Origin of the sequence: Leifsonia sp. YAF41, from assembly GCF_052113185.1 — a bacterium.
Classification (GTDB): Bacteria; Actinomycetota; Actinomycetes; order Actinomycetales; family Microbacteriaceae; genus Cryobacterium.
Map to the genome: position 1 here is coordinate 124036 of NZ_JBFRCS010000012.1, position 19607 is coordinate 143642.

General features: G+C 61.9%; 11 protein-coding genes and 3 rRNA genes. 9 read left to right on the plus strand and 5 right to left on the minus strand.

Annotated elements, in window-relative coordinates:
* Positions 1–44: 44 nt before the first annotated feature.
* The 3 genes from AB4Y63_RS14815 to AB4Y63_RS14825 all read right to left on the minus strand — a co-directional run bounded on the left by AB4Y63_RS14815 (position 45) and on the right by AB4Y63_RS14825 (position 3989).
* Positions 45–1343, minus strand: a complete 1299-nt coding sequence (locus tag AB4Y63_RS14815; RefSeq protein WP_441791830.1) for an O-antigen ligase family protein — start codon at positions 1341–1343, stop codon at positions 45–47.
* 7 nt (positions 1344–1350) lie between these two features.
* Positions 1351–2679, minus strand: a complete 1329-nt coding sequence (locus tag AB4Y63_RS14820; protein WP_441791831.1) for an O-antigen ligase family protein — start codon at positions 2677–2679, stop codon at positions 1351–1353.
* 131 nt (positions 2680–2810) lie between these two features.
* Positions 2811–3989: an acyl-CoA dehydrogenase family protein gene (locus AB4Y63_RS14825; RefSeq protein WP_441791832.1), complete on the minus strand. Its 1179-nt coding sequence runs from the start codon at positions 3987–3989 to the stop codon at positions 2811–2813.
* Positions 3990–4124: 135 nt separating this feature from the next.
* On the opposite strand from AB4Y63_RS14825, the gene manA reads away from it, so the two are divergent.
* Positions 4125–5432 (plus strand): mannose-6-phosphate isomerase, class I, encoded by a 1308-nt coding sequence (gene manA / locus AB4Y63_RS14830; protein WP_441791833.1) that lies wholly within the window; start codon positions 4125–4127, stop codon positions 5430–5432.
* 44 nt (positions 5433–5476) lie between these two features.
* Here manA and AB4Y63_RS14835 read toward each other — a convergent pair whose 3' ends face one another.
* Positions 5477–6433 carry a GlxA family transcriptional regulator gene (locus AB4Y63_RS14835; protein ID WP_441791834.1) on the minus strand — a complete coding sequence of 319 codons (957 nt, stop codon included), beginning with the start codon at positions 6431–6433 and terminating at the stop codon, positions 5477–5479.
* A gap of 149 nt (positions 6434–6582) precedes the next feature.
* Here AB4Y63_RS14835 and galE point away from each other — a divergent pair, with 149 nt between their 5' ends.
* The 4 genes from galE to AB4Y63_RS14855 all read left to right on the plus strand — a co-directional run bounded on the left by galE (position 6583) and on the right by AB4Y63_RS14855 (position 12689).
* Positions 6583–7563, plus strand: coding sequence for a UDP-glucose 4-epimerase GalE (galE, locus tag AB4Y63_RS14840; RefSeq protein ID WP_441791835.1), 981 nt, complete (start codon positions 6583–6585; stop codon positions 7561–7563).
* Positions 7564–7706: 143 nt separating this feature from the next.
* Positions 7707–8027 carry a WhiB family transcriptional regulator gene (locus tag AB4Y63_RS14845; protein WP_441791836.1) on the plus strand — a complete coding sequence of 107 codons (321 nt, stop codon included), beginning with the start codon at positions 7707–7709 and terminating at the stop codon, positions 8025–8027.
* A 113-nt stretch (positions 8028–8140) separates the two neighbouring features.
* Entirely contained in the window at positions 8141–11242 is a 3102-nt protein-coding gene (locus tag AB4Y63_RS14850) for a glycosyltransferase (RefSeq protein WP_441791837.1), read from the plus strand.
* 7 nt (positions 11243–11249) lie between these two features.
* Positions 11250–12689, plus strand: a complete 1440-nt coding sequence (locus AB4Y63_RS14855; RefSeq protein ID WP_441791838.1) for a DUF5719 family protein — start codon at positions 11250–11252, stop codon at positions 12687–12689.
* 21 nt (positions 12690–12710) lie between these two features.
* On the opposite strand, the gene AB4Y63_RS14860 is transcribed toward AB4Y63_RS14855, so the two are convergent.
* Positions 12711–13175: a metallopeptidase family protein gene (locus AB4Y63_RS14860; protein ID WP_441791839.1), complete on the minus strand. Its 465-nt coding sequence runs from the start codon at positions 13173–13175 to the stop codon at positions 12711–12713.
* 45 nt (positions 13176–13220) lie between these two features.
* Between AB4Y63_RS14860 and AB4Y63_RS14865 the strand changes: the two genes are divergently transcribed.
* From AB4Y63_RS14865 to rrf, 4 genes are all read left to right on the plus strand, one after another.
* Positions 13221–13454 (plus strand): DUF3499 family protein, encoded by a 234-nt coding sequence (locus tag AB4Y63_RS14865; protein WP_441791840.1) that lies wholly within the window; start codon positions 13221–13223, stop codon positions 13452–13454.
* Positions 13455–14181: 727 nt separating this feature from the next.
* A 16S ribosomal RNA gene (locus AB4Y63_RS14870) occupies positions 14182–15665 on the plus strand.
* 460 nt (positions 15666–16125) lie between these two features.
* Positions 16126–19253: ribosomal RNA gene (locus AB4Y63_RS14875) — 23S ribosomal RNA — on the plus strand.
* A 180-nt stretch (positions 19254–19433) separates the two neighbouring features.
* Positions 19434–19550: ribosomal RNA gene (rrf, locus tag AB4Y63_RS14880) — 5S ribosomal RNA — on the plus strand.
* Together the 16S, 23S and 5S rRNA genes form the textbook arrangement of a ribosomal RNA operon.
* Positions 19551–19607 lie beyond the last annotated feature (57 nt).

Genomic DNA, 19607 nt, shown 5'->3' on the forward strand with positions numbered 1-19607 from the left:
GTCAGCTACCAGCCCTGAGCGTCAAACTATCCAGTGACCGTGACTCAGCCTTGATCGTGCTTCGGGTGCCGCGCCAACGCGCTGCGCCAACTCATGCCCTGCGCCGCCTTCACTGAGCAGACGACGAGCAGAAGCCAGCCGAACCCGACGAGCACCGTGCTCTCCGCCGTCGACGTGACGAGCAGAATCACCAAAATCAGCGCCGGCCACACGTAGACGAGGGGGCGCTTGTCCGACGCGAGCAGCCAGGAGCGCACGAAGGCGAGTCCGAACAGTGCGACGAAGGCGATGAAGCCGACGAGCCCGACCTGAAAATAGACGTCGAAGAACGCGTTCAAGCCTGACGTCTGCTCGGTCCTTGTGATGAAATCGAGCCAGTCATACGGCGTGCCGTGCGTGGGCCAGAAGCCGGCCCAGCCCCAGCCCTCCAACGGATGCAGGCTGGTCAGTCGCCAGACCTCGCGCCAGAGGGTCAGCCGGGTTTCGAACTCGCTACCGGCGTTCAAGAGCGAGACGATGCGCGCGCGGGCGAACCAGGCGGTCGCCCCGACGACGACCACGGCGCCGGCCAAGCCGAGTTGCAGCATCCAGCGTCGCTCCGGGGCCGTACGACGTAGCCAGTACAGGGCCAGTGCGGCAACGCCCACGAAGAGCGCGACGACCAGGATCACGGGGGAGCGGGTGAGCAGTAGAGCGGTCCCGGCGAGCACCAGCGACACGATGCCGACGTTGCGGCGCACCGACCGGGCACGCAACTCGATGGTGAAAGTGACGGCGGCGATCAATGCGACCAAGCCGAGTTGGTTGCGGGAACCGAAGACACCCTGAATCGGCCCCAGGGTGGAGATGTTGCCCGCGATGCCGAGAAACGTGATCGGCAGGTCAAGAAGAAGGCCCGACAGGATCTCCAAGATGAGAGAGAGGCCGAGCAGCACGCGCAACACGTCGCCGGTAGCGCGCAGAATCTGAATCGTGTCGCGCAGCAGCGCAACGGCGATGGCCAGAAACGCGAATACGAGTTGGTAGCCGATGCCGGCCAGGGAGACGACGGTGTACCCGCTCCAGACGACGGAGAGGGCGCACCAGCCGACGAAAACCAGAATGGAGATGGGAAGCAGGCCGTGCCACTCCAGCGTTGTGCGCCGGGCGAGCAGCGCCAGGGTCGCGACGGCGACCAGGGTGAGCACCGCGCCGAGCAGTCCGGCCCAGCCCATCACACTGACCAGTAGATGAGCTCCGAACGCGACACCGAACACGAGTTGGGTGAGAACCGTGGCCAATTGCGGTGACTCGAGCGTCTGCCGCACCAGGGCGACGGTCGAGGATGTTCCGCGGGGTTTCATGGGTGTTCTAGGCTAGCGGCTTTTCCGAAACGGTCAGCTGAGGCGGAACCCCGGTCTGTGCCCGTTTCGTGAAAACTGCCAGAACGACGAGCAGCACCCAGCCGTACTCGATGAGCAAACGGCTCTCCGCCATGCTCTGTGCAAGCAGGGCGGCAACGAGCAACAAGGGGAGCAGAGCGGATGCCGAGTACGGCACGTCGTCGACGACTCCCGTGCGCGGTCGGTCGACGGCGAAGAACCAAGATCGCCAGAGGGTCGACAGCGCGAGGGCGGCGAAGACAATGACGCCCAGAATCCCGAGCTGCAGCCACACATCGAGCCAGGCGTTGTGCGCCTGCAGGTAGGTCACGCCCTTGCGCACCGCCAGGCCATTGAACGGTTCGACCCACGGGGCCCAGTAACTCACCCAACCCCAGCCGAAGACCGGCTTCTCCGAGGCGAGGGAGATCACACTGTTCCAGATGTCGAACCGCCCGGTGAGATCCTCGCTCTTTCCGAGTGCGCGCAGCAGCACTGGAGAGAGTGCAATGACGGCTGCGACGGCGGCGACGATGGATGCCGCTGCAGTCAGGTAGACCGGCCGGCGCCCTTGCGGCCCGACCCGGCGGGTCCAGAGAGCGAAGCCCAGCACGACGAGCACCACTACCCCGGCTGCCGTGACGGTGGCGGACCGCGTGAGAGCCAGCATCCCGGCCGCCAGCACGAGCCAGGCGATTCCCCAGCCCCGACGCACGGTGCCGGCTGCGAGCTGAATGGCGAAAACGATCACGGCCAGCAGGGCCAGAAAGCCGAGCAAGTTGCGATTGGCGACAATGCCCTCGATCGGGCCGCCCGAGAAGAGCAAGCCACGCGACCAGTAGAACGCCGCCGGAATCTTCTCGGTGCCGTAGTCGACGAAGAAGGGGAGAACCGGTTGCCGAACGAACGCGGCCACGCTGAACTCGAAGATGAGTGACAATGCCAGTGCCCAGCGCAGGGCGACCGAGAGCGTGCGGATGAGTTCGGGCCAGCTGAGGCAGAGCGCCAGGAACAGTGCGGCGATCGTGGTCATCCACTGCAGGGCGATGCCGACGGCGGATGCGCCCGGATAGAACGACCAGGCGATCGAGAGTGTGGCCAGCCCGAGGAAGGCCACGAGTGACTTCGGGAATCGGCGCCAGCGCCAGTCCGGCTTCAGTCGAATCAGAAAGTAGATGCTGCCGGCCAGTACGAGGAGCGCGACAGCGCCGAAGCCCCACCAGCCGAGCAGATTGCGCCAGAACTGTCCGGCGAGTACGGCGAACCATACGAAGACCGCAAAGGTGCGAACGGCGAAGCGGCTGCGTGCGGTGGGCATCTTCTCAGGATAGTGCTGGGTCGGCGGCCGGGCCGTCCCGGCGATCGAGCCCCTCGGTGGTCGAGCCTGTCGAGACCACGCGGGTCGATCTCAAGACCCGACCACCGGGCCTCGACAGGCTCGATCACCGACTAAACGAATGCAGCCTTACCCGTGATCGTGCGGCCGACGATCAGCGTGTTCATCTCCTGTGTTCCCTCATAGGAGTAGATGGCCTCAGCGTCGGCGAAGAAGCGGGCGACATCGTATTCGAGCGCGATGCCGTTGCCGCCGAACAGTTCGCGGCACCAGGCGACGGTTTCCCGCATCCGCGAGGTCGTGTAGGTCTTCGCCAGCGCGGAGTGCTCGTCGCGCTGGGTGCCTTCGTCGAGCATCTGTGAGACCCGCACCACCATGCCGAGGCTCGCCGTGATGTTGCCGAGGCTCTTCACCAGCAGATCTTGAACGAGCTGGTGCCCGCCGATCTCCTTGCCGAACTGGATGCGGGTCTTCGCGTAGGCGACGGCGGCGTCGTACGCGCCGATCGAGATGCCGACCGCAGCCCACGACACCTCGGCACGGGTCAAACGGAGCACCCGGGCGGTGTCTTTGAACGAGTGCGCGTTCTGCAGGCGGTTGCGCTCCGACACCACGACGTTCTCGAGAGTGATGTCGGCGTTCTGCACTGAGCGCAGGCTGATCTTGCCGTCGATCTTGGTGGCGGTGTAGCCGTCGGTGTCGGTGGGAACGATGAATCCCTTGACCTGACCGTCGGCGACGTCCTTCGCCCAGATGATGGTGATGTCAGAGAAGGTGGCGTTGCCGATCCAGCGCTTCGAGCCGTTCAGCACCCACGTGTCGCCGTCACGGGCCGCGGTGGTGCGCAGGCCCTGTGCGGAGTCGGAACCGGAGAGCGGCTCGGTCAGCCCGAACGCTCCGATGATCTCGCCGCGTGCGAGACGCGGCAGCCACTCGTCACGCTGTTCCTGCGACCCGGTCGCCGCGATACTTCCCATGGCCAGGCCGTTCTGCACACCCTGGAAGGTGGCGACGCTGGCGTCGACGCGCGCCAACTCCAGCGCCACGAAGCCCCGGAAGACGGCAGAGTTGGCAAACGGCTTTGTCTCGTCCCAGGCAAATGAGTAGGCGCCAAGCTCCGCCAATGGCTTGACGATCTCGAACGGAAACTCTGCGCGGTCCCAATAGCCGTTGACGATCGGACGCACCTCAGCGTCGAGGTAGCTGCGCAACGCGGTGAGCGCGGCCTTTTCCTGATCGTTCAGCAGATTCTGGTACCCGTAGAAGTCGCTGTCGAGTAGCTCAAATGTCATGTACGTGCTCCATTGCATACTGCGAAAGCCCCTGAAGGCATCCGTCGGTGAATTAGGCGCCAGCCTAGGGGGCAGCCTGGCGCCCACCCAAGCGATTGGTAGTTTGAATCCAACGAATGGAAAGTTGAGCGACACATGTTTGTGGGCATCACCAATACGCCGCGCGACTACGCCTGGGGATCGACACACGCGATCAGCGACCAGTTGGGGCGCGCTGCGTCGGGACGCCCAGAGGCCGAGCTCTGGTTGGGAGCACACCCGGGGTCGCCCGCAGCCATTGTTGATCCGTCGCACGTAGGCGGGGCCACCACGCTTGCCGAGTGGATGGCCGCCGACCCGACGACGGCGCTGGGGGCTGAGCTCGCCGCATCGACCGCGGCGACTGGGGGAGTGCGGCTGCCGTTCTTGCTCAAGGTTCTGGCCGCGGCGAAACCGCTGTCGCTCCAGGCGCATCCGTCGTCGGCGCGGGCGCTCGCCGCATTCGAGCTTGAGAACGCAGCGGGCATCCCGATTGACGCCGCGGAGCGTAACTATCGTGACCCGTTTCACAAGCCGGAGCTGATCTTCGCCCTGAGCGAGACCTTCGAGGCGCTCTGCGGGTTCAGAAGCATCGCCGAGATCCACCGCATTCTGGCGGAACTGCGTGCCCTCGATATCGCGTCGCCCGACCCGCAGGCCGCGGCACTTGACGCTCTCGAGAACCGACTCGTCGGCGCCGAGGGGCTGCGGGACGCCGTCGAATGGCTATTGCGGGATGGCCGCGGCGGAGACAGCGGGGAAGTCTCTTGGCTGGTCGAACGCGTGGTGGCGCTCGCCGAGCACGCGGTCTACCTGGCCGAGGGCGGCGCGGTCGTCAGCTACGCGCGTGAGCTGGAGACGGTGCGCACGCTTGCCGAGTCCTACCCGGGTGACCCGGGGATCGTGATCTCGCTGCTGCTCAACCGCGTCACGCTGAAACGCGGCGAGGCGCTCTATCTGCCGGCCGGAAACATCCACGCCTATCTTTCGGGACTCGGCGTCGAGCTGATGGCTTCCTCCGACAATGTGCTGCGCGGCGGTTTCACTGCGAAGCACATTGACGTCGACGAGCTGCTTGACGTGCTCGATTTCCGGTCGATTCCTGTTCCGTACCTGACGCCGATCAACGACGGTACGCCCGGCGTTGACGTCTTTCGACCGGGCGTTCCCGAGTTCGAGCTGGTGCACATCCAGGCGGATGCGACACCGGCAGGCTCCGGGGGCGGCGAGAGCCCGGTGCCGATGCGGCAGGTGCCCCTGTCGGGTCCGGCGATCGCCATTTGCACGTCCGGGGGATTCCTCGTGGCCGGTGCGACGTCGTCGGTGAAGTTGAAGCGGGGCGAGTCGGTTTACATCACTCCCGAGGAGGCGACGGTGACGTTCGCCGGCGTCGGCGAGGTCTTTCTGGCGACGATCGGCGACTGAGCGGGCTGCTCAGTCTCACGTCCCGTGGTGAAATGATCGGTCGCTTAGCCGACCTGTCGCGCCCCGAACGTGCGCCGATACGCCGTCGGGGTGGTCTGCAGCACCTTCAGAAAATGGTGCCGCATGACCGACGCGGTTCCGAAACCGGTGTCCGAGGCAATCGTCTCAAGACTCCAATCGGTTTCTTCGAGCGATTGCTGTGCACGCAACAGCCGCTGCCGGTTCAGCCACGCCGTTGGCGTGGTGCCGAGCTCCGCGCGAAAACGGCGGGCAAAGGTGCGCGGCGACATCAAGTTCTTGCGGGCAAGCTGATCGACCGTCAGCTCCTGATCGAGGTGCGCCAGCATCCACTCGGTAATCGCGGCGAACGAGTCGCTCGGGCAATCCGTGGCCGGCGGCTGTACATACTGTGACTGCCCGCCGTCGCGTTGCGGCGGCACCACCATGCGCCGGGCAATGTTGTTCGCGGCGGCGGCGCCGAGCTCCTTGCGCACAATGTGAAGTGCGGCGTCGATGCCCGCGGCGGTTCCGGCGCCGGTGACGACGTTGGAATCTTCGACGAAAAGCACGTCGGGATCGACACTGGTCAGCGGAAACGCTCGAGCGAGGTCATCCGTGTACATCCAGTGGGTGGTGCTGCGGCGTCCATCGAGGATGCCCGCCGCGCCGAGCACGAACGCTCCGCTGCAGACGCTGAGCACCCAGGCGCCGCGCGCTTCGGCCTCGCGAATCACGCGGAGAATCTCCGGATGGATGGCTACCCCGGCCTGATAAGCCGGAATCGCGATGAGATCGGCATCGGCAGCGGCAGAAAGATCTTCGTGCACGATGATGTCGAACCCGAGCTTGGTGCGGATCGCACCCGGTTCCGCCGCTGTGACGTGAAAGTCGAATGACGGACCGTTGCTGTCGCTTCTGTCGATCCCGAACACCTCACAGATCACACCGAACTCGAACGGCGCCATCCCCGGCAACGCGATGCAGACAATCTTCTGAAGCATGAGACCTCCCGCTGGCAGAATAACCCAGTTCCGCGCTTTTCTGCCAGCCCGGATGCAGCGCGGCAGCGGGTGGGACGACGCGCATTCTGCTCCCGGTATTCTGGAGCAGGCCGGGGCACACCGCATCCGCCTGAACACGGGAGTTGCACATGGCGTGGCTTGTTACCGGTGGAGCCGGATATATCGGTTCGCATGTTGTACGCGCGTTCCTCAACGAGGGAATCGACGTCGTCGTCTTCGACGATCTCTCGAGTGGTCATGCCAATTTCGTGCCGGATGGCGTGCCGTTCGTGCAGGGGACCCTCCTCGACGCTGAGCTCCTTCGGCGCACGTTCGCTGAGGCGGCAGGCACCATCACCGGAGTCGTGCACGTTGCCGGATTCAAGTACGCCGGTGTCTCGGTGCAGCGACCGTTGCACACCTATGAGCAGAACGTCACCACGACCCAGATCTTGCTCGCCGCCATGGCAGATGCCAACGTCTCGAACATCGTCTTCTCGTCGAGTGCCGCCGTCTACGGAACGCCGTCGACCGACCTCGTGACCGAGGCCACCCCGAAGAACCCCGAGTCGCCCTACGGCGAAACGAAGCTCATCGGTGAGTGGCTGCTGCGCGACCAGGGCATTGCGGCCGGCCTCACCCACACGAGCCTGCGCTACTTCAATGTCGTCGGCTCCGGAGAGATCGCCCTGCGCGACACCAGCCCGCACAACCTCTTCCCGCTCATCTTCGACGCACTCGTCGACGGCCGCACGCCGCGCATCAACGGCACCGACTACGCAACCGTCGACGGCACCTGCGTGCGCGACTACATCCATGTGTCGGATCTTGCGGTGTCGCACGTTGCTGCGGCACGACGCATGGATGCCGGCGAGCCGATCGACGCTGTCTACAACCTCGGCAGCGGCGACGGAGTCTCTGTCGGCGAGATCATGTCGACCGTGGCGGCAGTGACCGGCATCGATTTCACGCCGGAGATCGCGCCTCGACGCGCGGGCGACCCCGACCGGATTGTGGCCTCGGGCGAACTCGCCGCGCGGGACCTTCGCTGGGCCATGCGCCACTCCCTCGAAGACATGGTGCAGAGCGCTTGGGAAGCGCGGCAGGCGGCTGTTGTTCGCCCGTTGTGAACGATCTGAATTTCTGGGCGCGTCGAAACTCTCCATCGAATATTGAGGGTTTACTATCTGCGACTTGACGAATGGGGAACTACACCGGTGTAATTAGGTGAAACGCTCAATTCGTGGGCGTGGAACGATGGGTGGGAGACGGTATGGCAATACCTGAGAATCGTTCTGGGGTTCCGGACGACTGGTTCGTCGATCCCATTCGACTGGGCGTACCGGGGGTACGTTCCACAGTCGGCGATGACAATCCGTTGGCCTGGCAGGCCGACTCGCTGTGTGCCCAGACAGACCCTGAGGCTTTCTTCCCTGAAAAGGGTGGGTCAACCCGAGACGCCAAGAAAATTTGCGCGTCGTGCGAGGTGAAGTCCGAGTGCCTGGAGTACGCCCTGGGCAACGACGAACGCTTCGGAATCTGGGGCGGTCTGTCGGAGCGCGAGCGTCGCAAATTGAGAAAGCGTGCGAGCTGAGTCGCGCTGCGTCTCACATCCGCTTCATCTGACACCGGTGCTGACGACTGATTTCGGGCGCGCCGACACAGCCGACGTGGCTGGGCAAGATCCCAACCTAGGCTGATTTCGATATGCAACCCCGAGTCACCGTCATCCTTGTTGTCCGCAATGGTCAAAAGCACCTTGAGCGAACTCTCGAGGCCCTGACCAAACAGACGCGTCAGCCCGACGCCATCCTGACCGTTGACTGCGGGTCGACGGATGCGACGGGCGAACTTCTCGCCGTCTTCGCTCCGACCCAGATCATCGTCGCCGACGAGGACCTCTCTTTCGGCGAGGCCATCAACGTCGCATTGCGCGTGGCAGCGCCGCCCGCCGACGAGAACAATGTGCTGTGGTTCCTCGCGCAGGACAGCGCTCCGGAGCCGGGCGCTTTGGCCGCCCTGCTGCAGGAACTCGAGATTGCCCCCTCAGTGGCGGTGGCCGGTCCGAAGGTGATGGAGTGGGTCGCCAGCGACTACATCCACGATTTCGGCGAATCGATCACTCCGTACGGCGCATCGGTCTCCCTGGTCGAAAGCGAGCTGGACCAGGGCCAGCACGACGGCATGAGCGATGTGCTCGCCGTCGGTGCCGGCGGGATGCTCGTGCGCCAGTCCGTCTGGGAGGAACTCGGCGGATTCGACCCCGGGCTGCCGAGCGTCGACGACTCCCTCGACTTCTGCATCCGTGTTCGCCTGGCCGGTTATCGCGTGTCGGTTGTCGCCGATGCGCGCGTGGCTACCGCCGGCGACGGCGTGGCCGGCCCGAATGGGTCATCGCGCGGCAAGCCCCGCCGTCATCGAATGCGCGCCGAACGGGCAGCGCAGCTGCATCGCCGACTCGTCTACGCTCCTGCGTGGGCGCTGCTCTTTCACTGGCTCAGCCTGGTTCCGTTGGCGCTCATCCGTTCGATCGGCCAACTCCTCCGCAAGGAGCCCGGCGCGATCATCGGGGAATTCTCCGCCGCCTTCGCTGCAGCGTTCCGGCTGGTTCGAGTGGCCAACGCGCGCCGCAACCTTGCCAAGACCCGCTCACTGGGCTGGTCTTCAATTGCCTCGCTCCGGGTGCCCACCGCCGTCGTGCGTCGTCGGCACATGCTGAAACGCGAGGCAAACCTCACGGGCCTCCGCGGCGAACGACACGAACTCGACTTCTTCTCTCGCGGGGGAGCGTGGGTGGTACTGGCCGCGGCATGCGTCGGTCTGGGTGTCCTCGCCCCGCTCCTCGGCGCACAAACCTTGACCGGCGGCGGGCTGCTCCCACTGTCCGACACTGTCACCGAGCTGTGGCAGAGCGCCGCCTACGGCTGGCGTCAGATCGGCCTCGGATTCGTCGGCGCCGCAGACCCCTTCACTGCAGTTCTGGCCGTGCTCGGAACACTCACCTTCTGGGCGCCGTCGTTCGCACTCGTGCTGCTCTACTTCCTCGCTTTCCCGCTTGCCGCTTTCGGCGCCTGGGCTGCAGCATCCCGGCTGACGGCGCGCAGCGGATTGCGTGCTGTTGCCGCCCTGCTCTGGGTCTTCGCCCCACCGTTCCTCACCGCACTGGCCGAGGGGCGCCCGGCCGCCATCCTGGTGCACCTGCTTCTCCCGTGGCTCTTCTACGCCGGATTCGCTGCGGCACGATCCTGGTCGGCTTCGGCCTCGACCGCGTTGCTTTTTGCCGCGATCGTCGCCTGCGCGCCGTCGCTTGCTCCGGCGCTGTTGATCGGATGGCTGATCTGCGTCGTGCTCAGCGGCCGACGGATCATGCGATTCATCGGCATCCCGTTGCCGGCTCTCGCACTTGCCGCCCCCTTGATCTGGGACCAGGCCCTGCGCGGCAACTGGTTGGCCCTTCTCGCCGACCCGGGTGTGCCGCTTCCGTCAGCGACCGTGCAAACCTGGCAGCTCCTGCTCGGCTTCCCCTCTGGTGACTTCGGCGGTTGGACTCCGTGGTTGACGTCGCTCGCATTCCCCGGTGTGAACGCCGAGCTCCTGATCCCCATCCTTATTGCGCCGCTCTGCGCGCTGGCACTTTTCGCGCTCTTCCTGCGCGGGTCGCGCGGGGCAAGTTTCGCGCTTCTGACCGCTGTCATCGGCCTCGCAACCGCCGTGGCCGGCAGCCATATCGCCCTTGCCGCGTCGGGCGACGCAGCGGTGTCGATCTGGACCGGATCAGGGCTCAGCCTCTACTGGATGGGTCTGGTCGGGGCCGGCATCTTCGCGTTGCGCGGCCTCGGCCGGTTTGCCGTGGCGCCCGCCATCGTGGTGTCGCTCCTGATTGTGATCGTTGCCGCGCCGTTGGCCGCCGCGGTGCCACTCGGCACCAGTGTTGTCGCGAAGGGGATCGGCCGCACGCAGCCCGCGTTCGTCGCGGCAGAAGCCGGCATCACCCCGCAGGTGGGCACCCTCGAACTTTCAGCTCAGAGCGATGGCGGAATTCTGGGCACCCTCGTCAGAGGCTCCGGAGCCACCCTCAACAACCAGTCGACGCTGGCGAGCACCGACACCAGCTTCAGCAAGCGCGATGTCGAGTTCGCGACTCTGGTCGGAAACCTGGTCTCACGCAGTGGGCTGGACAGCGCAGAGCAGCTACACGATCTCGGCATCCGTTTCGTCCTGCTGCGTCCGGCCGAAACGGCTGACCCGCAGGCTAATGGCAACTCGCCGATCACCCCCGAAGCCGCCGAGACGGAGTTGCGCGCGATCACGTCGCTTGACGGGAACGCCGCCGTGGTGCCGGTGGGCGAAACATCGTTCGGGCACCTGTGGCAAACTTCCGAAGATCCGGATGCCCTCGGCACTGTCGCAATTCCGGCGAATCCCGGTGGAGTGCTCAGCCAGATCGCCTTCCTCATCGCCGTGATCGTGATCGGTGCGACGGTTCTGCTCTCGATTCCCACCGGCGCCGGCCGGGAGGCGGTGCGTGAAGCGAACCGCGATGCGATTCGTCGCCAGGCGAAAGATGCGGCACGAGAAACGAAACGGCGAAAGCGCGAGTCGGCCGCCAACAGCGCGAAGACTGGCCCCGTGCCCGAACTCGGCACGGAGACGGTTGTCTCCGATGGGGTTTCGACATACTCCGGCGACCTCGTCTCGGCAACGGCCCTTGCGCCAACCGCGGTTGCCGTCGACCAGGCGGAGCCCGGCTCACCGAGTGACCAAAGCAGCCACGACGTGACGACGAGGGAGGCAGACGATGTCCGCTAAGCGCAGCGTGGCAGTTCGTAGTGCCCAGACCCTGGGCGGAATTCTGGGCATCGGGGCACTTGCACTGGGAGTATCTGCGGCAGTTCTTCTCGACTGGCCGAGCCTCGCCGTGACTCCCGGATCAGTGGTGGTCACCCCGCAGCCGAGCGAGCAAATGCGGGTCTGTCCCGGGCCGCTTCTTGCCCTGGCCGAAGACTCGAGCCTGGCCCAGTCGGTCTCCTCAGTCGGCGCCGCTTCGACCGTCGCGGCAGCGACAGATCCAGCGAGCGGCGTGTCAACGTTGCAACCCGAGGTTTCTGCTCTGGCCGCACCCGACAACACACTGGGCGACCAGGGCGTCGCGCCCCAACTCATCCGCGTTCCCGTTGAAGCGGGCACGAGCGTTGCCCCGCTCGTGGCCGGTAGCCAATCGCAGACCGTGGGCACCGAGACGCTGGCCGGCTTTGCCGCCGCATCGTGCGCCGAAGCAACGAGTGACACCTGGCTCGTCGGAGGCTCGACCGACATCGGGCGCACCACCCTGATTCTGCTCTCGAACCCGACGACGGTCGTTGCGACGGTGGGGCTCAGCGTCTTTGGCGAGACGGGCCTCATCGATGCCCCCGGCTCGACCGGGATCCTGGTTCAGCCGGGCTCGCAGCGGGTGGTCTCACTCGCCGGCCTCGCCCCGAATCTCAAGTCCCCGGTCGTTCACGTGCAATCGCAGGGCGGCCAGATCGTCGCGTCGATGGAGCAGAGTCTCATCAGCGGCATTGTGCCGGAGGGCGTCGACCTGATCGGCGCGACGCGGGGTCCCTCGCTGCAGCACACGATCGCCGGAGTAACGGTGACGTCGCCGCCCGTTGCGAACCCGACCGCTGAGGTCGACGAACTTCAGGATGGTGCGGCGAGCGTGCGGATGCTGGTCACGGGCACCGAACCGGCATCGGTGCAGGTCGGCGCGGTCAGCGAGAACGGCGCAAACCCCGGCATCTCGATTCAGGTTCAGATTCCGGCCGGCGTCGCGACCGAGGTTCCACTGGCCGGCTTGCTTCCCGGCGGCTATGCCGTCACCATCGAATCCGATCAGCCCCTGGTCGCCGCGGCAACCGCATCGACATCGGATGTCACGGGCAAGGACTTCGCCTGGTTTGCCTCGTCTGAACCGCTGGGCGGAGAGTTTCTCGCCACGGCGGCACCCGGTCCCGCGCCCGCACTGCATCTCGTCAACACCGCACCCGGTAACGCAGTGGTGTCAGTACAGGGGGAGACCGGCGCTCCAATGACGGTGACCGTGGCGGCCGGGGCGACGGTTGCGGTCCCGATCGCTGAATCGGTGACCTACCTCGTCAACGCGAGTGCCCCAGTCGTCGCCGCTGTCGGCTATTCCGGTCCTGCGAAACTTGCTTCGTTCACTGTGCGGCCGGCCGGACCGCTGGCGTCACCGATTGCCGTCTACCTGCGCTGAGTTTTCAGGAGCGTCGAAAGCTCAGGAGTGTCGAAAGCGCTCGGGCGCGAGATCCCACGGGTCTTTGCCGAGTAGCTCGGCGATCGCCCGGAAGACACAGCTCTCGATGATCATGCGCTGGTGAAACTCGTCGTTGCGGTGCAGCCGGGACAAACGCTGAATCGGCAGCCGGTAGAAAACAATCCGTCGAGCACTGGCGTCGACGGCCCACCGTTCGACGCCGGCTCCGGTAGCGATACCGGTCGGGGCCGCTGACGGCCCGGGCGCGACTTCAAACCGCACGTCGCCCAGATCATCGGGCCAGACTCCGCGCAGGTAGTCGACCGTCGTCGCGATTGTCATGTCGAACAGGCTGATGCGCGTGCGCAACGGCGGAAGATAGGGCCCGGTCACCGAGCTGCGTACGCCGCGGCCGTGGCGATCCCGAGCGCGTCCACGTGGTGTCGGCTCGGCGAACGGCGAGGCGGAACGGTCTGACCTGGACATGGTGCAATCCTACGTGCGGCGCGTGTGCAGGTACTCTAAATGTCGATGTCTCACAGACCGTGCTCCCGAATCAGCTGCCCCGAACCTGCGGTGGCCACTCTCACTTTCGTGTACGCCGATTCCACGGCTGTGCTCGGACCGCTCTCAGTGACGCAGGAACCGCACGGATACGACCTCTGCCGACGCCATGCCGAACGAACCTCTGCGCCGAAAGGCTGGCAGGTCATTCGCCATCGCTTTCTCGGAACCGAGATGGATGCGCGCACCAGCGACAGCTGACTACCCGCTCGAACCGGATCTCTCGACCCTCAGTGTCGAGCCGCCAGTGAGAGGTCACAGGATCACCCAAGCGCTTCGCGTACAGGGACCCCGCGCGAACGCTGGTGAATCGACCCGGTCAGCGCGCTCCTGATTCCGTTGTCGAGGGAGTCTGGCCGTTCCGCGCAGTGCGGCCCTAGAGGGGAGTGCCGATTGATGCCCGGGCGACGGGGACAACTAGCGTTCTCGCCCGGAAAGACAGGGCAGTCCATGCTCCAGCGAAACCGACGCGCCCGGGCGGGCAGCCGTTTTGACGAGTGCTGAAACCGACCGTAATGTATATCTACGTACCCCACAGGTACGGAAAGCCGCAGAGCTTACCGGCCTCAAGCGGGACCATCATCCAAAGCTGATAATCACTCGTTTTCCTCTTGTAGGACTCGGGTTCATCGCTTAGGATGGAAAGTCCACTCACAGAGCTGATTGTTAGTTCGAGATGCGTGATTGGGCGTGTGCAAAAGCACCGCTCAAACCCGCTAGAAACTCGATTTGACAGCCTGGGATTGAGTGGCTAACTTAGAGAAGTTGCCTCGGAGCGACAGTCACATTGCTAGTCATAGCGTGGCCTGAAACCGAGAGCGTCCGATCCTTGAGAACTCAACAGCGTGCACAATGTCAAATGCCAAAAACCTCGTACCGGTTCTGCCGGTAGGAGATTCCTTTGGAAAACATTTATAACAACAAAGCAAGTCAGTAATGATTTGTTCTGTCAGTTTCAAACTTGTGTGCTTGCTTCCTGGATTAGTGGCGAACGGGTGAGTAACACGTGAGCAATCTGCCCTTGACTCTGGGATAAGCGTTGGAAACGACGTCTAATACCGGATACGACCCTCGGAGGCATCTCCTGGGGGTGGAAAGAATTTTGGTCAAGGATGAGCTCGCGGCCTATCAGCTTGTTGGTGAGGTAATGGCTCACCAAGGCGACGACGGGTAGCCGGCCTGAGAGGGTGACCGGCCACACTGGGACTGAGACACGGCCCAGACTCCTACGGGAGGCAGCAGTGGGGAATATTGCACAATGGGCGAAAGCCTGATGCAGCAACGCCGCGTGAGGGACGACGGCCTTCGGGTTGTAAACCTCTTTTAGTAGGGAAGAAGCGAAAGTGACGGTACCTGCAGAAAAAGCACCGGCTAACTACGTGCCAGCAGCCGCGGTAATACGTAGGGTGCAAGCGTTGTCCGGAATTATTGGGCGTAAAGAGCTCGTAGGCGGTTTGTCGCGTCTGCTGTGAAAACCCGAGGCTCAACCTCGGGCCTGCAGTGGGTACGGGCAGACTAGAGTGCGGTAGGGGAGATTGGAATTCCTGGTGTAGCGGTGGAATGCGCAGATATCAGGAGGAACACCGATGGCGAAGGCAGATCTCTGGGCCGTAACTGACGCTGAGGAGCGAAAGCATGGGGAGCGAACAGGATTAGATACCCTGGTAGTCCATGCCGTAAACGTTGGGAACTAGATGTGGGGACCATTCCACGGTCTCCGTGTCGCAGCTAACGCATTAAGTTCCCCGCCTGGGGAGTACGGCCGCAAGGCTAAAACTCAAAGGAATTGACGGGGGCCCGCACAAGCGGCGGAGCATGCGGATTAATTCGATGCAACGCGAAGAACCTTACCAAGACTTGACATATACGAGAACGGGCCAGAAATGGTCAACTCTTTGGACACTCGTAAACAGGTGGTGCATGGTTGTCGTCAGCTCGTGTCGTGAGATGTTGGGTTAAGTCCCGCAACGAGCGCAACCCTCGTCCTATGTTGCCAGCACGTAATGGTGGGAACTCATGGGATACTGCCGGGGTCAACTCGGAGGAAGGTGGGGATGACGTCAAATCATCATGCCCCTTATGTCTTGGGCTTCACGCATGCTACAATGGCCGGTACAAAGGGCTGCAATACCGTAAGGTGGAGCGAATCCCAAAAAGCCGGTCTCAGTTCGGATTGAGGTCTGCAACTCGACCTCATGAAGTCGGAGTCGCTAGTAATCGCAGATCAGCAACGCTGCGGTGAATACGTTCCCGGGCCTTGTACACACCGCCCGTCAAGTCATGAAAGTCGGTAACACCCGAAGCCAGTGGCCTAACCCGCAAGGGGAGGAGCTGTCGAAGGTGGGATCGGTGATTAGGACTAAGTCGTAACAAGGTAGCCGTACCGGAAGGTGCGGCTGGATCACCTCCTTTCTAAGGAGCACGTGCACCTCTCCTCTGTATACAGGGAGATCAATGGTGCCAGTCATACCAAGACGAATGTTCTTGGATGGCGCTCATGGGTGGAACATTGACATTGATGCAAACAGAACACGGTTGAACTCAGTACGCTCCTTCGGGGGTTGGAACGGTTTGGTCGGGGGAGGTTTGCATGACGCACGCTGTTGGGTCCTGAGGGACCGGAACGACCTTCGGGTCGGACTATTCCTCTGGACCTTGTCTTATTCGCAGTCGAGCTGCTTGCAGCCGCGGATGAGGGAGGGTACCGCCCGTACTTTGAGAACTACACAGTGGACGCGAGCATCTTAAATTTGAGCCTTCGGGCTTCAAATTACAAAGATCAAACACACAAGCTTTCGAGCTTGTGTGTAGATCATTGGTCAATTTCTGTCGCGAATTTATTCGTGACACCAATCGATTCAAACTCATGTGATTTCAAATTTCTAAGAGCAAACGGTGAATGCCTTGGCATGTAGAGCCGAAGAAGGACGTAGTAATCTGCGATAAGCCTCGGGGAGTTGATAAACGAACTGTGATCCGAGGATGTCCGAATGGGGAAACCCCGCCAGGCCCGCAAGGTGACCTGGTGACTCCCGCCTGAATATATAGGGCGGGTAGAGGGAACGTGGGGAAGTGAAACATCTCAGTACCCACAGGAAGAGAAAACAACAGTGATTCCGTTAGTAGTGGCGAGCGAAACCGGATGAGGCTAAACCGATCATGTGTGATAGCCGGCAGGCGTTGCATGGTCGGGGTTGCGGGACTTTTCTGCTGATTCTGCCGAACAGTGAGCGTTACAACGTTGTATAGACGAACAGGATTGAAAGCCTGGTCATAGAGGGTGCGAACCCCGTAGTCGAAATGCAGCAATGGCGCGAAGAGTATCCCAAGTAGCACGGGGCCCGAGAAATCCCGTGTGAATCTGTCAGGACCACCTGATAAGCCTAAATACTCCTACATGACCGATAGTGAACAAGTACCGTGAGGGAAAGGTGAAAAGTACCCCGGGAGGGGAGTGAAATAGTACCTGAAACCGTTTGCTTACAAACCGTTGGAGCAGCCTTGTAGCTGTGACAGCGTGCCTTTTGAAGAATGAGCCTGCGAGTTAGTGATATGTGGCGAGCTTAACCCGAGAGGGGAATGCGTAGCGAAAGCGAGTCTGAATAGGGCGATTCAGTCGCATGTCCTAGACCCGAAGCGAAGTGATCTATCCATGGCCAGGTTGAAGCGACGGTAAGACGTCGTGGAGGACCGAACCCACTTCAGTTGAAAATGGAGGGGATGAGCTGTGGATAGGGGTGAAAGGCCAATCAAACTTCGTGATAGCTGGTTCTCTCCGAAATGCATTTAGGTGCAGCGTTGCGTGTTTCTTGCCGGAGGTAGAGCTACTGGATAGCCGATGGGCCCTAAAAGGTTACTGACGTTAGCCAAACTCCGAATGCCGGTAAGTGAGAGCGCAGCAGTGAGACGGTGGGGGATAAGCTTCATCGTCGAGAGGGAAACAACCCAGACCACCATCTAAGGTCCCAAAGCGCGTGCTAAGTGGGAAAGGATGTGGAGTTGCATAGACAACCAGGAGGTTGGCTTAGAAGCAGCCACCCTTGAAAGAGTGCGTAATAGCTCACTGGTCAAGTGATTCCGCGCCGACAATGTAACGGGGCTCAAGCACGCCACCGAAGTTGTGGCATTGATATTTTTGGTAAGCCGCACACTTGTTGTGTTGGTTCAGCCGTATTGATGGGTAGGAGAGCGTCGTGTGGCCAGCGAAGCGGCGGTGTAAACCAGCCGTGGAGGCTACACGAGTGAGAATGCAGGCATGAGTAGCGAAAGACGGGTGAGAAACCCGTCCTCCGAAAGATCAAGGGTTCCAGGGCCAGGTTAATCCGCCCTGGGTAAGTCGGGACCTAAGGCGAGGCCGACAGGCGTAGTCGATGGACAACGGGTTGATATTCCCGTACTGACGAAAAACCGCCCAAACTAACCCAGTAATGCTAAGTGTCTGAATCCCTGTGACCGATCCCTTCGGGGTGAGGCGTTGGGCCTAGCACACGACCCTATGCTGGTGCGGTTAGCGTATTAACAGGTGTGACGCAGGAAGGTAGCTGAGCCGGGCGATGGTTGTCCCGGTCTAAGGATGTAGGCCGAGAGATAGGCAAATCCGTCTCTCATATAAGGCTGAGACCCGATGGGTAGCCCGTAAGGGCGAAATCAGTGATCCTATGCTGCCAAGAAAAGCATCGACGCGAGGTTTTAGTCACCCGTACCCCAAACCGACTCAGGTGATCAGGTAGAGAATACTAAGGAGATCGAGAGAATCGTGGTTAAGGAACTCGGCAAAATGCCCCCGTAACTTCGGGAGAAGGGGGGCCTGAGGCGTGTAGGAATTTACTTCCGAAGCGTTTGAAGGCCGCAGAGACCAGTGGGAAGCGACTGTTTACTAAAAACACAGGTCCGTGCCAAGTCGCAAGACGATGTATACGGACTGACGCCTGCCCGGTGCTGGAAGGTTAAGAGGAACGGTTAGCCGCAAGGCGAAGCTGAGAATTTAAGCCCCAGTAAACGGCGGTGGTAACTATAACCATCCTAAGGTAGCGAAATTCCTTGTCGGGTAAGTTCCGACCTGCACGAATGGCGTAACGACTTCCCAGCTGTCTCAACCGCGAACTCGGCGAAATTGCACTACGAGTAAAGATGCTCGTTACGCGCAGCAGGACGGAAAGACCCCGTGACCTTTACTACAGCTTGGTATTGGTGTTCGGTGTGGCTTGTGTAGGATAGGTGGGAGACTTTGAAGCTTGGACGCTAGTTCAGGTGGAGTCATCGTTGAAATACCACTCTGGTCATATTGGATATCTAACTTCGAACCGTGATCCGGTTCAGGGACAGTGCCTGGTGGGTAGTTTAACTGGGGCGGTTGCCTCCTAAAAAGTAACGGAGGCGCCCAAAGGTTCCCTCAACCTGGTTGGCAATCAGGTGTCGAGTGTAAGTGCACAAGGGAGCTTGACTGTGAGACTGACAAGTCGAGCAGGGACGAAAGTCGGGACTAGTGATCCGGCAGTGGCTTGTGGAAGCGCTGTCGCTCAACGGATAAAAGGTACCTCGGGGATAACAGGCTGATCTTGCCCAAGAGTCCATATCGACGGCATGGTTTGGCACCTCGATGTCGGCTCGTCGCATCCTGGGGCTGGAGTAGGTCCCAAGGGTTGGGCTGTTCGCCCATTAAAGCGGTACGCGAGCTGGGTTTAGAACGTCGTGAGACAGTTCGGTCCCTATCCGCTGCGCGCGTAGGAAATTTGAGAAGATCTATCCCTAGTACGAGAGGACCGGGATGGACGAACCTCTGGTGTGTCAGTTGTTCCGCCAGGAGCACCGCTGATTAGCTACGTTCGGAACGGATAACCGCTGAAAGCATCTAAGCGGGAAGCCGGCTTCGAGATGAGATTTCCAACCCCTAGGGGGAGAGGCTCGCAGCTAGACTACTGCGTTGATAGGCCGGATGTGGAAGTGAGGACTAAAGACTCATGGAGCTGACCGGTACTAATAAGCCGATAATTTGATAACACTACAGTTTGAATAAGCTGCTACGCGTCCACTATGTGGTTCTCGATGTACGGTCGAGAACAACGCCCTCACGGAGGGCACAAAACAATTGAATAGTGCACCCAGAACGTTTGGGTTCACGGCAATGATTGTTCGAAACGACTTGACGACTCCMTTCACCGGGAGTTCATCACCAGATGTTTCGGCGGCCATAGCGAGAGGGAAACGCCCGGTCACATTCCGAACCCGGAAGCTAAGACTCTCAGCGCCGATGGTACTGCAGGGGGGACCCTGTGGGAGAGTAGGACACCGCCGGACTTAACTTAGCAACACCAAGAAAGCCACCCCACGGGGTGGCTTTCTTGCGTTAACGAC